The sequence below is a fragment of the Paraburkholderia sp. genome (assembly GCF_050742655.1).
Lineage (GTDB): Bacteria > Pseudomonadota > Gammaproteobacteria > Burkholderiales > Burkholderiaceae > Paraburkholderia.
Map to the genome: position 1 here is coordinate 155,557 of NZ_JBOIGG010000003.1, position 12,954 is coordinate 168,510.

General features: G+C 66.3%; 14 protein-coding genes. 4 read left to right on the top strand and 10 right to left on the bottom strand.

Annotation, left to right across the window (positions count from 1 at the left end):
- Window positions 1–33: 33 nt before the first annotated feature.
- The 3 genes from ACREXZ_RS05860 to mltG all read right to left on the bottom strand — a co-directional run bounded on the left by ACREXZ_RS05860 (window position 34) and on the right by mltG (window position 2,811).
- Window positions 34–1,086 (bottom strand): DNA polymerase III subunit delta', encoded by a 1,053-nt coding sequence (locus tag ACREXZ_RS05860; protein WP_431763100.1) that lies wholly within the window; start codon window positions 1,084–1,086, stop codon window positions 34–36.
- A 94-nt stretch (window positions 1,087–1,180) separates the two neighbouring features.
- The gene (gene tmk, locus ACREXZ_RS05865; RefSeq protein ID WP_431763101.1) at window positions 1,181–1,801 is read right to left on the bottom strand and encodes a dTMP kinase; all 621 of its coding nucleotides are present in this window, start codon (window positions 1,799–1,801) and stop codon (window positions 1,181–1,183) included.
- Window positions 1,801–2,811, bottom strand: coding sequence for an endolytic transglycosylase MltG (mltG, locus tag ACREXZ_RS05870; protein ID WP_431763102.1), 1,011 nt, complete (start codon window positions 2,809–2,811; stop codon window positions 1,801–1,803). Before mltG ends, tmk begins: the two co-directional genes overlap by 1 nt.
- Before the next feature lie 78 nt (window positions 2,812–2,889).
- Between mltG and ACREXZ_RS05875 the strand changes: the two genes are divergently transcribed.
- Complete coding sequence (locus ACREXZ_RS05875; RefSeq protein ID WP_431763103.1) at window positions 2,890–3,936, top strand: YgfZ/GcvT domain-containing protein; 1,047 nt, start codon at window positions 2,890–2,892, stop codon at window positions 3,934–3,936.
- A gap of 73 nt (window positions 3,937–4,009) precedes the next feature.
- On the top strand, window positions 4,010–4,843 hold the full coding sequence (locus tag ACREXZ_RS05880; protein WP_431763104.1) for an NRDE family protein: 834 nt from the start codon (window positions 4,010–4,012) through the stop codon (window positions 4,841–4,843).
- On the opposite strand, the gene ACREXZ_RS05885 is transcribed toward ACREXZ_RS05880, so the two are convergent.
- The 6 genes from ACREXZ_RS05885 to ACREXZ_RS05910 all read right to left on the bottom strand — a co-directional run bounded on the left by ACREXZ_RS05885 (window position 4,840) and on the right by ACREXZ_RS05910 (window position 10,301).
- Window positions 4,840–5,808, bottom strand: a complete 969-nt coding sequence (locus ACREXZ_RS05885) for an alpha/beta hydrolase (protein ID WP_431763105.1) — start codon at window positions 5,806–5,808, stop codon at window positions 4,840–4,842. The two genes, ACREXZ_RS05880 and ACREXZ_RS05885, sit on opposite strands and share 4 nt — an antisense overlap.
- A 96-nt stretch (window positions 5,809–5,904) precedes the next feature.
- Window positions 5,905–6,774, bottom strand: coding sequence for an SDR family oxidoreductase (locus tag ACREXZ_RS05890; RefSeq protein WP_431763106.1), 870 nt, complete (start codon window positions 6,772–6,774; stop codon window positions 5,905–5,907).
- A gap of 49 nt (window positions 6,775–6,823) precedes the next feature.
- Window positions 6,824–7,822, bottom strand: a complete 999-nt coding sequence (locus ACREXZ_RS05895; RefSeq protein WP_431763107.1) for an NADP-dependent oxidoreductase — start codon at window positions 7,820–7,822, stop codon at window positions 6,824–6,826.
- 67 nt (window positions 7,823–7,889) lie between these two features.
- A complete protein-coding gene (locus ACREXZ_RS05900) occupies window positions 7,890–8,393 on the bottom strand; it encodes a PaaI family thioesterase (protein ID WP_431763108.1) in 504 nt (167 codons plus the stop codon).
- A gap of 9 nt (window positions 8,394–8,402) precedes the next feature.
- Window positions 8,403–8,705, bottom strand: coding sequence for a Dabb family protein (locus tag ACREXZ_RS05905; RefSeq protein WP_431763109.1), 303 nt, complete (start codon window positions 8,703–8,705; stop codon window positions 8,403–8,405).
- Between the two features lie 99 nt (window positions 8,706–8,804).
- Window positions 8,805–10,301, bottom strand: a complete 1,497-nt coding sequence (locus ACREXZ_RS05910) for a PLP-dependent aminotransferase family protein (protein WP_431763110.1) — start codon at window positions 10,299–10,301, stop codon at window positions 8,805–8,807.
- Between the two features lie 179 nt (window positions 10,302–10,480).
- Between ACREXZ_RS05910 and ACREXZ_RS05915 the strand changes: the two genes are divergently transcribed.
- On the top strand, window positions 10,481–10,873 hold the full coding sequence (locus ACREXZ_RS05915; protein WP_431763111.1) for a hypothetical protein: 393 nt from the start codon (window positions 10,481–10,483) through the stop codon (window positions 10,871–10,873).
- Window positions 10,874–11,183: 310 nt separating this feature from the next.
- Window positions 11,184–11,693 (top strand): LEA type 2 family protein, encoded by a 510-nt coding sequence (locus ACREXZ_RS05920; RefSeq protein WP_431763112.1) that lies wholly within the window; start codon window positions 11,184–11,186, stop codon window positions 11,691–11,693.
- A 44-nt stretch (window positions 11,694–11,737) separates the two neighbouring features.
- Here the strand turns inward: ACREXZ_RS05920 and ACREXZ_RS05925 are convergent, their stop codons facing one another.
- Window positions 11,738–12,916: an acetyl-CoA C-acyltransferase gene (locus ACREXZ_RS05925; protein WP_431763113.1), complete on the bottom strand. Its 1,179-nt coding sequence runs from the start codon at window positions 12,914–12,916 to the stop codon at window positions 11,738–11,740.
- Window positions 12,917–12,954: the final 38 nt, after the last annotated feature.

Sequence of the window (12,954 nt, forward strand, 5' to 3'; positions counted from 1 at the left end):
CGCCCATTGCTCCGGCCGCAGACCGCAAGCCGCTCAGCCGAACAACGCCCGATAGCCGAGGAACAGCTCCTCGAACACCAGCCGCGCGTTGAGCGGATGATTCTCGACCGCACGCTGACGTGTCACAGTGCGCATGAAGCGCGCGAACGCGCTCGCGTCGACCTGCGCGGCGCAGCGCGCGAGCGCGGCGGACGCATCGGGAAAGTAACGCGGCGTGCCTGCTGTGCGCTGCGCCAGCAGGTCGTACAGCCAGCGCTGCAGCCAGCCCAGCACGAGCGGCACCGGCAGCTTCTGCAGCGCCTCGCCACACGCGAACGCGTCGCAGTCGGCGCCAGCGGCCAGTTGCCCAAGCGTCCAGTCGCGCAGCACGCGATTGTCGTCAGCGGCGAGCGCCAGTGCGGCGAGTGGTGCACCGCCGGCCTGCGCGAGCAGTGCCGGCGCATCGTCGATACCTTGCTCTGCAAGCCACGCGGCGGCCACCGCGGGTGCCGGTGTCGCGAGCGGCCATTGGCGGCAGCGACTGATGATGGTCGGCAGCAGCCGGTCGATCCGCGCGGAAACCATCAGGAACACAACGCCGGACGGTGGTTCTTCGAGCGTCTTCAGCAGTGCGTTGGCCGCCGCGACGTTCAGCGCCTCGGCCGGGTACAGCACCACCACGCGGGCGCCGCCGCGATGCGAACCGACGCCGCAAAAGTCCAGCAGCGCACGGACCTGCTCGATGCGGATTTCCTTGCTCGGCGCGCGGCTCTTCTTGGCGTCGTCGGCATCGGCGCGGTCGGCCTTGCCATTCGTCTCGGCCTTGTCGTCGGCGCTCGCGACGAAACCGGATTCGGCCGCCAGCGCTTCCGGCAGCACGATCCGGTAATCCGGATGATTGCCCTGGACGAACCACGTGCACGCGGCGCACGCGCCGCACGGCTCGCCGTTATCGCGCGGCGATTCGCACAGCATGCCCTGCGCGAGATGCTGCGCAAGGCGCAGCTTGCCGATGCCCGCCTGACCGTGCAGCAGCAGCGCATGCGGCCAGTGCGCGCGCAGTTGCTGAAGCTTGTTCCAGTCGTCGATCTGCCACGGGTAAATCATCGTTTATCTTTTAAATCAGTGGGTTGAGCGTCATTCTTCGTGTATAGGCCGAGCTATTCCAGCACCATTGAATTTTCTTTATATCATCGAAAAATCAAAGGGTTGAGACGATTTTCTCCAGTTGATTCTGAATGGCGGCGATGCTCTGCGTCGAATCGACGATCGCGAAACGGTACGGCGCCTCTTCCGCGCGCCGCAGGTATTCGGCCCGCGTTCGGGTGAAAAACGCATCCGACTCGCTTTCGAAGCGGTCCGGGTCGCGCGCGCTGCTGCGTCGCTCGCTCGCGGTAGCCGGCGGCACGTCGAACAGGATGGTCAGGTCCGGCTGAAAACCGCCCTGCACCCAGCGCTCGAGCGTCTCGAGCTTGTCGCGCGGCAGGCCGCGACCGCCGCCCTGATACGCGAACGTCGCGTCGCTGAAACGGTCGGACAGCACCCAGTCGCCGCGCGTCAACGCCGGCTCGATCACTTCGGCCAGATGCTGGCGACGGGCGGCGAACATCAGCAACGCTTCCGTTTCGAGATCCATCGACCGGTGTAGCAGGATCTCGCGCAACGCCTCGCCGAGCGCGGTGCCGCCCGGCTCGCGCGTCATGACGACGCCGGGGCCGGTCGTGCCGACCTTCGCCTCGAGGCGCTCGCGAAACCACGCGAGGTGCGTCGTCTTGCCCGCGCCGTCGATGCCTTCGAACGTGATGAATTTGCCCCGCGCCATCATTGACCTCGGATGTACTTGTCGACGGCCTTGTTGTGATCGCCGAGCGTGTCAGAAAAAATGCTGCTGCCGTCGCCGCGCGACACGAAATAGAGTGCCGCGGTCTGCGCCGGATTCAGCGCCGCCTGCAGCGACGCGGTTCCGGGCAGCGAGATCGGCGTGGGCGGCAGGCCGGTACGGGTGTACGTATTGTAAGGAGTGTCCGTCTGCAGGTCGCGCTTGTGCAAACGGCCGGTGTAGCTGTCGCCCATGCCGTAGATCACGGTCGGGTCGGTCTGCAGCGGCATACCGATGCGCAGCCGGTTCGCGAACACCGCGGCGACCAGTGAGCGGTCGGATGCCTTGCCGGTTTCCTTTTCGACGATCGACGCCATCGTCAGCGCCTCGTACGGGGTCTTGTACGGCAGCCCCTGAGCGCGCGCAGCCCACGCTTCGTCGATGCGCAGTTTCATCAGCCGGTACGCACGACGGTACACGTCGAGATCGCTGGTGTTCTTGTCGAACAGATAGGTATCCGGAAAGAACAGTCCTTCGCCGTTGCCGGTCGACGTTTCGGGCGCGCCGATCGCCTTCAGCAGATCGGCGTCGGTCATGCCGGCCGAATCGTGGCGCAGCGCCGGGTTCATGTCGAGTTCCGAGCGCATCCGCCGGAAGGTCCAGCCCTCGATGATCGTCGCCACGTATTCGTTGACGTCGCCGCGCGCGATCTTCTGCAATACGTCGTACGGCGTGATGCCGTTCTTGAATTCGTAGTTACCGGATTTCAGCTGGCTCTGCAGGCCGAGCAGCCGGGTCATCAGCACGAACAGCTCGGACTCGACCGGCACGCCGCCGCGGTTCAGTTGCAGCGTGACGCTTCGCAGACTGCTGCGCGGCTTGATCGTAACGTCCAGGTCCGGGGGAGAAAGCACCAGCGGCGTCGTAGCCCAGTGATACCCGCCGCCGGTTGCGGCAGCGGCCAGCACGACGAGCGCCGTGCCGACGATGAGACATTTCTTCAGGAGGGACATGCGAAACATGGCTGGGTTGGACCTCATATAATACTTGCTTGCCTCAGCTAAAGTCAGAATTGACTGTTCCGCAAATCCATGACTGCCCCGCTCGCTTCCGTTGGCACCCCGGCCATCGTCTCCTCCGCGCTACCCCTGCCGTCGCGCCCCGCCGACGCCCAGTTCGATGCCGTGCGCACGCGCGGCGCGTACGCGCTGCTCGACCAGTTCGGTGTGATCGACACGACCGGCGACGACGCGGCCTCGTTCCTGCACGCGCAACTCACCAACGACACCGAGCATCTCGATGGCGCAGGCGCGCGCCTCGCCGGCTACTGCTCGGCGAAGGGCCGGCTGCTCGCATCGTTCCTCGTCTGGCGCAGCGGCGACGCGATCCGCCTGCTGCTGTCGAAGGACGTACAGGCCGCGGTGCAGAAGCGGCTGTCGATGTTCGTACTGCGCGCGAAAGCGAAGCTCGTCGATGCGACCGGCGAACTGCTCGCCGTGGGTCTCGCGGGCGACGTGCGCGCCGCACTATCGTCGGTGTTCGATGCGCTTCCCGATGGCGTGCACGTGAAGGTCGACGGTCCGGCCGGCTCGCTGATCCGCGTGCCCGATGCCGAAGGACGGCTGCGCTACCTGTGGGTCGGACCGAAGGCCGAGGTCGAGGCGCGTCTGCCCGCGTTCGAAGGCAAGCTCGAGCAGGTGTCGCCAGCCGTCTGGGACTGGCTCGACATCCGCGCCGGCGAGCCGCGCATCACGCAGCCGGTCGTCGAGCAATTCGTCCCGCAGATGGTTAACTTCGACGTGCTCGGCGGCGTGAATTTCCGTAAGGGCTGCTATCCGGGACAGGAGATCGTCGCGCGCAGCCAGTATCGCGGCACGATCAAGCGACGCACCGCGCTCGCGAACATCGCGGCGGACCTCGCCGCGGTCGCACCCGGCACCGAACTGTTCCATTCGAACGATCCTGGCCAGCCGTGCGGGATGGTCGTCAATGCCGCGTGGGCGCCGGCGGGTGGCGTCGACGTGCTGGTCGAGATCAAGCTCGCCGCGCTCGAGGCCGGTTCGGTGCACGTTGCCGCCGCCGACGGCCCGGCGCTGTCGTTCCTCCCGCTGCCGTACGCGCTGCCGACCGAAGTCTGACGGGCGTGTCTGAACCCGCGGTTCAATCTGTTGTCGTGCGGACACCGTTCGTGCACGTGAGGAGGCTCCGCCGATGTGCCTGATCGTATTCGACTGGCGGCCCGATGCCGACGCCAATGACGGCGGCGCGCTCTTCACGCTCGCCGCGAACCGCGACGAATTCTTCCGCCGCACTGCCGATCCGCTGCAATGGTGGGCCGACGCGCCGACGTTGCTGGCGGGTCGCGATCTGGTCGGCGGCGGTACGTGGCTTGGAATGACGCGCGACGGCCGCTTCGCCGCGCTGACCAACTACCGCGCGCCGCACGAGATGCGCGCCGATGCGCCCACGCGCGGCGCGCTCGTCAGCAACTATCTGACGGGTGCTGCAGAGGCGCCGCTCGACTATCTGAACGACGTCGCGCGCACCGGCGATCTGTACAACGGCTTCAACCTGCTGGTCGGCGACTGGACCCGGCGTGAGCTTGCGTGGTACTGCAATCGTGGGGACGTCGAGCCGGCGCTGCTGCCACCGGGCGCGCACGGTATCTCGAACGCTGTGCTCGACACGCCGTGGCCGAAGCTCGTACGCAAGCGCGCCGAACTCGACGCGCTGCTCGTCAACGAATCCGCTGCGCCGCTCGACCGGCTGATCGACCTGATGCGTGACCCGCGCATCGCACGCGACGACACGTTACCGGCCACCGGGATTCCGCTCGAACGCGAGCGGGCATTGTCGGCGGCGTTTATCGAGACGCCGGAGTACGGCACACGCGGCACGACAGCGTTGCGGGTCGTCGTGCAACCCGGCGAGCCGAACACGCGGATTAGTGTGAGCGTCGCCGAGCGCAGCGACGACGACGGTTCGCATCGGGTCGTTCGTCCCGGCAATTTCGAGCGACGCTTCGCGTTCGACGTCGAGCGCTAATGCTCGCCGCGGCCCGCAAACGCTTCGCGCAATGCACCCGCCGCATCCGCATGCGCGCCGGCGACCTCAGGCACATAGCCGCCCATCTTGAAGAACTCGTGGGTCATCCCGTGATAGCGCACGTGCACGACCGCGTTGCCCGCGGTTTGTAGCTTCTCCGCGTACGCCGCGCCTTCGTCGGCGAGCGGATCGTACTCGGCGGTCGCGATCCATGCAGGCGCGACGCCGCGAAAATCCGGCTCACCGCGCGTGCCGTCGAGCGGCGCAAACCGCCAGTCGTCGCGATCGCTCGCGTCGCGCACGTACTGCCCGAAGAACCACTGGATGGTTTCGGCCGTCAGCAGATGGCCTTCTGCGAACCGCGTGTGAGAACCGGTCTGCTGATATGCGGTCGTCCCCGGATAGATCAGCAGTTGCAGCGCGAGCGCGATGCCCGCGTCGCGCGCGAGTACTGCGCAGACGGTCGCGAGCGTGCCGCCCGCACTGTCGCCCGCCACCGCGAGCCGTGCCGGGTCGATGCCATATAGCGCGGCGTTCGTATACAGCCAGGAGAGCGCATCGAACGCATCGTCGACGGCGGTCGGAAAGCGGTATTCAGGCGCGAGCCGGTAATCGACCGACAGCACCGCACAGCCCGCATCTCGCGCGAACATCCGGCACAGCGCGTCATGCGTGTCGACGCTGCCGACCGTGAAGCCGCCGCCATGAAAATAGACGAGCGCGGGCAACGGTTCAGCCCAGCTTGGCTCGGACGGTTGATAGAGCCGCGCGCGAATCGTCGTGCCGTCGCGCACCGGCACGGAGAGGTCTTCGATCGCATGCGTCGGCGCGCTCGCGATCTCGAGGATCGGTGCGCTCTTCTCGTACGACGCACGGGCCTGCTGCACAGTCAGCGTCGGATAGGTGGGACGCGCGGCGCGCGCGACCATGTCGAGTATCTGGGCGATCTTCGGATTCAGCGGCATCGGCGTTCAGTGCGGCATAGGCGCGCCGCACGATGAAGAAGGGAAGCGGAAAAACAGCGCCGTATGATGCCATGAGACCGGATAAAAGCACCCCCACTACACCGAAGTCTTCACGTCCGGCTTCAGCGACATCGGATCGGTCGGGTCGCGCAGCTGCTCGATGTCCTCGTGACGTAGCCTGACCGTCGCCATGATCGGCGGATGCGTGACGATGTAAAAGCGCCGCGCGCGGATCGCGTCGAACGTGAGGTCCGCGACGTCGGCGGCGCTCAGCTTGCCCGACTGCACCGCGCGATGCAGCTGCTTGCCCGCGGTGATCTGCGAATGCGTGGGCGCGGCGTCGTTGCGCAGTGCATCGGGACGACTGCGCTCCGCGTCGGCGATACCGGTCGGCACGAACGCCGGACACAGCAGCGAGCAGCCGACTGGACCGCCCGTGAGCTTCAGGTCGTGATACAGCGTCTCGGTCAGCGACACGACCGCATGCTTCGACGCGTTGTAGACGCCCATCGCGGGCGGCGACAGTAACCCGGCGACCGACGCCGTGTTGACGATGTGCGCGGGTTCGTCCTGTCGCAGCATGATCGGCGTGAAGGTCCGCACACCGTGCGCGACGCCCATCACGTTGACGCCGAACACCCACGCCCAGTCGTTCGCGCTGCTTTCCCAGACGAATCCGCCCGAGCCCACGCCCGCGTTGTTGAACAGCAGATGGACCTTGCCGAACGCATCGAGTGCGGCGAGCGCGAGCGCCTCGACCTGGGTCGCATCGGAGACATCGGTCGGCACACCGATCGCATCGGCGCCGGCTGCACGCAGCGCGTCGACGGTTTGCGCGAGCGCGGCCGCGTCGACGTCGGCGAGCACGAGCTTCATGCCGAGCGACGCAGCCTTCTCTGCGAACGCGCGGCCGAAACCGCTTGCTGCGCCGGTGATTACGGCGACTTTGTTGTTGAATTCGAACATCGTGTCTCCCATTGATGCAAGCCGCACGCGTCGCAAAGATCGGCTTGCGTCAGATCAGCTTGACCAGTTGCTTCCCGAAGTTAAGCCCCTTCAGCAAACCCAAAAACGCCTCGGGCGCAGCATCGAGCCCTTGCGCAATCGTCTCGCGATAATGCAGCTTCCTCTGCGCGACCAGCGTGCCCAGCTGCTTCAGCGCCTCGGGCCACACGTCCATGTGCTCGGCGACGATGAAGCCCTGCACGAGCAGACGCTGCGTGAGCATCAGCGCCGGGTGCTTCAGCGGCAGCGGCTCGCCGTCGTAGTTCGCGATCATCCCGCACAGCGCGATGCGGCCAAACGAGTTCATCCGCGCGAGCACGGCGTCGAGCACCGCACCGCCGACGTTCTCGAAGTAGCCATCGACGCCATTGGGCGTGACAGCTTTCAGGTCCTGATAGAGATTGCCCGCCTTGTAGTCGACGCACGCATCGAAGCCGAGCGTGTCGACCACATAGCGGCACTTGTCGGCACCGCCCGCGATACCGACCGCGTGGCAGCCGGCGAGCTTCGCCAACTGGCCGACCACACTGCCGACCGCGCCGCTCGCCGCGCTGACGACCACCGTTTCGCCGGCCTTCGGCGCGATGATCCGGTTCACTCCGTACCACGCGGTGACGCCCGGCATGCCGACAGAGCCGAGGTAGACCGACAGCGGCACGTGCGTATCGTCGACCTTGTACAGATTCGTGCCGTTCGACGTGCCGTATTCCTGCCAGCCGAACATGCCGACCACTTTATCGCCGGCCGAGAATTTCGGGTTCTTCGATTCGACGACCTCGCCGACCGTACCGCCGATCATCACCTCGTTCAGCGGCTGCGGCGGCGCGTACGACTTGCTGTCGTTCATACGGCCGCGCATGTACGGATCGAGCGACAGATAGTGGTTGCGCACGCGCAGTTCGCCATCGGCGAGCGGTGCGAGCGGCGTTTGAACGAGCTTGAAGTTATCGGTCGTCGCGGCGCCTTGCGGGCGCGAAACGAGCAGGACCTGCCGGTTGATCTGGGTCATGGCGGGCGTCTCCGTTGATTGATTGTGTAGTCGGGTCACAAATAAAAAGGAACGTACCGCGCGGCCGTCAGCCGTCGCTCGGTCCGGGTGTCGCGGATGGGTCGCTGCGCAGCCGCTGATGCACGACGTCCCGGCCTACCGCGAGCCGCCGCATGTACTTGAACGTGCCGAGCGCCTTCGCGACGAAGTGGCCTTCGCTGTCGCGGATCTCGCCTTCGCAATAGGCCATCGTCGTCGAGCGGTGCAGTACGCGCGCATACGCGCGCAGTTCGCCGCGACCCGGTTGCATGAAATTCACTTTCATCTCGACCGTGACGACGCCGACGCCGTCAGCCGCGAGACTGCGGGCCGCCATCGCGAGCGCGACGTCGGCGAGCGTCATCGTCACGCCGCCGTGCGCCACGTCCCACGTATTCAGATGATCGTGCACGAGCGGCAGCACGACTTCGCTCGAGCCGTCGACCGCGCGGACGAGCCGCACACCGAGATGATCGACGAACGGGCTCTCGATCGCGGGCGGCGACGTGCGCTTATCGTCGCCTGCAGATGATGACGAAGGGGTATCAGTCATTGCCGCAGATCACACTTCGAAGTCGACGGCCTGACGCGCTTCGCGCACCGCGCCGACGAATCCTTTTAGCGCTTCGTGCGTGGGGTGCACCTGATACGCATCGAGCGCGGCCTTGTCGGCAAAATCGGAAATCAGCACGACGTCGTAGCTCGATTCGAGACCGGGCGTCGCCACGCCGACTTCGAGATGAAGGATGCCGGGCACGATGTCGCGACAACCTTCGAGCTTTTCCTTCAGCTTGAGCGCGTTCTGTTCGCGCGTTGCGCCTTCGGCGTTGTCCTTCAGCTTCCACATCACGATATGACGGATCACGGTATGACCTTTGCTCAGGTTTCAGAAAAGACACGGAGGCTAACGAGCATACCCGATCGCGACGGTGTTTTCATCGAGCATCGCCTCGACCGCGACGCGTCATGGAGCCGCTCGCGCCATCGTCGCGGCGAGCGCACCGAGCGTCGCAATCGCGTCGTCGGTCGCATCGAGATCGGCGGCCGGGCAGCTCAGTCGCACGAAGTGGTCGAAGCGGCCCGCGTTCGAGAAAACGGAGCCCGGCATCACGCGAATTCCGACCGCCAGCGCCGCATCGAACAGCGCCTCCGACGACACCGTTCGCGGCAGTTCGATCCAGAAGTACAGCCCGCCGCGCGGCGGCGTGAAGCGCGTCCCGTGCGGAAACGACAATGCAACGGCCTGGGCCATCCGGTCGCGCTGCACGGCGAGACGCTCGCGTAGCCGCCGCAGATGCCGCTCGTGCGCGCCGGTCTTGAGAAAGCTCGCGAGGACGGCCTGCGACAGCGGCTCGTTGGGCCGCGTCTGAGCGAATTTCAGCATCGCGACCCGCGAATGCCAGCGGCCGCCGTTCATCCACCCGACCCGCATGCCGGGCGCGAGCGTCTTGTTGTACGACGTGCAGTAGATCACCGTGCCATCGGTATCCCACGCCTTCAACGGCTTCAGCGGGGCGGCGCGCTGCCCGGGCAGCGGATCGACCAGCTCGCGATACGGGTCGTCCTCGATCAGCGCAACGCCCGTCTGCGCGCACTGCACGACGAGCCGCGCCTTGTCCGCATCGGGCATCACGCTGCCGAGCGGATTCTGCAGATGTGGCACAACGACGACCGCCTTGATGTCGCGATGCGTCTGCAGCGCGAATTCGAGGGCCTCGACAACGAGGCCGGTCGTCGGACTCGCCGGGATTTCGAGCGCGCGCAGACCGAGACTCTCGAGCACCTGCAGCAAGCCGAAGAAACACGGCGATTCGACTGCGACCGTATCACCGGGCTGCGTGACCGCGCGCAGCGCGAGGTTGATCGCCTCGATGCCGCCGTGCGTGACGATGATCTCGTCGGCGGTCGTTTCGATGCCCGCTTCGAGCGCGCGCCGCGCGACGATCGCACGCAGGTCGGGGTCGCCGCGGTCGTGGCCCGGTGTCGTCAGCAGCGACGGCCGGTGACGCAGCACGCGCAGCGCCGTCTTCTGCAGAGCGGCAGTCGGATAAAGGTCCGGCGCGGCCGTAGCGCCGCCGAGATTCAGTGCATCCGGAAACCGCTGATACCGCGCGACGATCGACGACACCGCCGTATGAATACCGACGAACTGCGCGTCGCCGGGCACGCTGTCCGAACCGGGTTCGAGCGCGGCGGGCAGTGTCGCGGCGGGTTGCTGACGCACGTAGTAGCCGGCTCGCGGCCGCGCGTGAATCAGCGCCGCGCGTTCGAGCGCGCGATAACTCTCGGTCGCGGTCGACAGGCTCACACTATGCCGCTGCATGAATGCGCGCATCGACGGCATGCGATCGCCCGGCCGCAGGATCCCGCTGTCGATCGCGCGACGGTACTGGTCGGCCAGTTGTTGATAGAGCGGCGCGTCGGACTGCACCGCCATATGAATCGAAGTCTTGTCGGTCATGGATCGATGGTGCGGAAGGACGACCCTGCACGACAGATACACGTCGCCTGTTTTCCGACCGGTACAGCACCTTGTCGGGCCGCGCTGCACCGGTGCAGATCGACCGCCGTTGTGGCTGTTTTGCGCGATGGGGTCACCCTAAGCTGGGGGCATCCTGTTCCCATCGACGAGGCCCCTTCATGTCCGCGAGACCGTTTTCCGATCGCTCCCATTCCATCGCTTCCCCGAGGCCGCCTGCACGATGGCAACTCGAACGCGGGCAGATCGCGATGCACGACGTCGCGGCACACACGTCGATCGTCGCGGTGACCGGCGATATCGATCTGACGTTTCGCGATCATGCGCTCGCGTGGCTCGGCGCCGACATGCCGATCGTCCGCGTAACGGTGCGCGAGGGAGAACGCTACCGGATCGAACAGCGCGGCGCGATCTGGCTCACCGCGACGACGCACGCAAACGGACCTTGTGTCGTTCATGCGGAATCCGCGCGAACCGCGTACGCACAGCCTCCCACGACGTGGGTGCGGGTGTGGTTCGCGAATCTGCGCAGTCGCATGAGGCGCTGGACGTAAAGACGTCGATGTGAACTCGGGCAGGCGGCTCATCGGCATGGTCACGGACGCGATGCCGCCACGACGAACTCATCGAGCAACGCCATATCGACGGGCTTTGAAGGAGACGGACAATCGGACTCGCTCATGGAAGCGGGCATCGGCGTGATGGTGGAACGGCGCGGAATGAGCGAAGCATACACCGGCCGCTTCATTGCGCAGGCCTGCCCGGGTGGTCGCGTTCGGGTGCTTGCCAGGGATCTCGCACAGGGCGCAAACCGGGGGTGCGTACAATGATCGGCCGCCCTGCGTTTTCAGGAGATGTGCCCCGATGCTGTCCGTCCACACCTTGTTTCGTGCACGTCGCGTGCGTACCTTCGCCGCCGTCGCATTCGCTGCACTGGCCATCTCGACGTTCAGCGGCTGCGCCGGCATGCTGGGCCGCGATCCGCTGCGGGTTGCCGTCGCGGGCATCGAACCGCTGCAGGGCCAGGGCCTGGAAATGCGCTTCGACGTGAAGCTGCGTGTGCAGAATCCGAACGACACACCGATCGACTACGACGGCATTTCACTCGACCTCGCGCTGAACGGCAAACCGTTCGCGAGCGGCGTCAGCGACCAGCGCGGCGTCGTGCCGCGCTTCGGCGAAACGACGCTGAGCGTGCCGGTCACGGTGTCGGCATTTTCGGCGGTGAGGCAGGCGTTCGCGTTCGCCGGCCAGGCACAGAGCGGCGAATTTCCGTACGAACTGCAGGGGCGCCTCGCAGGCGGCCTGCTCGGCGGAACCCGCTTCACCGACCACGGCACGTTGTCGCTGCCCGCACTCGGTGCCGGGTACTGATAACGACAACCGAGCCCGCAACTCACCCCCCGCAGCCGGGACGCTCAGACGATTTCGAACAACCCCGCCGCGCCCTGGCCACCGCCGATGCACATCGTCACGACGACGAACTTCGCGCCGCGCCGTTTGCCTTCGATCAGCGCATGGCCGGTCAGCCGCGCGCCGGACACGCCGTACGGATGCCCGACCGCGATCGCTCCGCCGTTCACGTTCAGACGCTCGTTCGGGATGCCGAGCTTGTCGCGGCAGTACAGCACCTGCACCGCGAACGCTTCGTTCAGTTCCCACAGGCCGATGTCCTCGACCTTCAGACCCGCCCGCTTCAACAGCTTCGGCACCGCGAACACCGGGCCGATGCCCATCTCGTCGGGCTCGCAGCCTGCGACCGCGAAGCCGCGGAAGATGCCGAGCGGCTGCAGCCCTTCGCGTTCCGCGACGGTCGCGTTCATCACGACGCATGCCGACGCACCATCGGAAAACTGGCTCGCGTTGCCCGCGGTAATCACGCCGCCGGGCAGCGCGGTGCGGATCTTCGATACGCCTTCAAGCGTCGTGTCCGCGCGAATGCCCTCGTCCGAATCGATCGTTACTTCCTTCGTGAAGAGTCGGCCGCTCGCCTTGTCCGCGACGCCGGCAAGCACCGTCATCGGCACGATCTCATCGTTGAACCTGCCGGCTTCGCGTGCGGCCGCCGCACGCTGCTGCGACTGCACGCCGTATTCGTCCTGACGCTCCTTCGCGATCGAATAGCGTTTCGCGACGGTCTCGGCGGTCTGCAGCATCGGCCAGTAGACCTCGGGCTTGTTCTGGTTCAGCCAGCCATCGGCGAGCATGTGGCGGTTCATCTCGTTCTGTACGCACGAGATCGACTCGACACCGCCCGCGACATACACGTCGCCCTCGCCCGCGATCACGCGCTGCGCGGCGAGCGCGATGGTCTGCAGCCCCGACGAGCAGAAGCGGTTCACCGTCATGCCCGGCACGCTGACCGGCAGACCCGCGCGCAGCGCGATCTGCCGCGCGATGTTCGCGCCGGTCGCGCCTTCCGGATTCGCGCAGCCCATGATCACGTCCTCGACGCGTGCCGGGTCGATCTTCGCGCGTTCGACCGCGGCCTGCGTGACGTGACCGCCGAGCGTCGCGCCGTGCGTCATGTTGAAAGCGCCGCGCCACGATTTGGCGAGACCCGTGCGGGCAGTCGATACGATTACGGCGTCAGTCATGGTGTGATGTCTCCTGTGTCGACCGCAGTTGGCGCTTC

Excerpts from the sequence above, each read along its gene's own strand:
- ACREXZ_RS05875 (WP_431763103.1), top strand. The coding sequence starts at position 2,890 with ATGACTGCCCCGCTCGCTTCCGTTGGCACCCCGGCCATCGTCTCCTCC.
- tmk (WP_431763101.1), bottom strand. The coding sequence starts at position 1,801 with ATGGCGCGGGGCAAATTCATCACGTTCGAAGGCATCGACGGCGCGGGC.
- ACREXZ_RS05860 (WP_431763100.1), bottom strand. The coding sequence starts at position 1,086 with ATGATTTACCCGTGGCAGATCGACGACTGGAACAAGCTTCAGCAACTG.
- ACREXZ_RS05890 (WP_431763106.1), bottom strand. The coding sequence starts at position 6,774 with ATGTTCGAATTCAACAACAAAGTCGCCGTAATCACCGGCGCAGCAAGC.
- ACREXZ_RS05895 (WP_431763107.1), bottom strand. The coding sequence starts at position 7,822 with ATGACCCAGATCAACCGGCAGGTCCTGCTCGTTTCGCGCCCGCAAGGC.
- mltG (WP_431763102.1), bottom strand. The coding sequence starts at position 2,811 with ATGTCCCTCCTGAAGAAATGTCTCATCGTCGGCACGGCGCTCGTCGTG.
- ACREXZ_RS05910 (WP_431763110.1), bottom strand. The coding sequence starts at position 10,301 with ATGACCGACAAGACTTCGATTCATATGGCGGTGCAGTCCGACGCGCCG.
- ACREXZ_RS05920 (WP_431763112.1), top strand. The coding sequence starts at position 11,184 with ATGCTGTCCGTCCACACCTTGTTTCGTGCACGTCGCGTGCGTACCTTC.
- ACREXZ_RS05885 (WP_431763105.1), bottom strand. The coding sequence starts at position 5,808 with ATGCCGCTGAATCCGAAGATCGCCCAGATACTCGACATGGTCGCGCGC.
- ACREXZ_RS05880 (WP_431763104.1), top strand. The coding sequence starts at position 4,010 with ATGTGCCTGATCGTATTCGACTGGCGGCCCGATGCCGACGCCAATGAC.
- ACREXZ_RS05900 (WP_431763108.1), bottom strand. The coding sequence starts at position 8,393 with ATGACTGATACCCCTTCGTCATCATCTGCAGGCGACGATAAGCGCACG.
- ACREXZ_RS05915 (WP_431763111.1), top strand. The coding sequence starts at position 10,481 with ATGTCCGCGAGACCGTTTTCCGATCGCTCCCATTCCATCGCTTCCCCG.
- ACREXZ_RS05925 (WP_431763113.1), bottom strand. The coding sequence starts at position 12,916 with ATGACTGACGCCGTAATCGTATCGACTGCCCGCACGGGTCTCGCCAAA.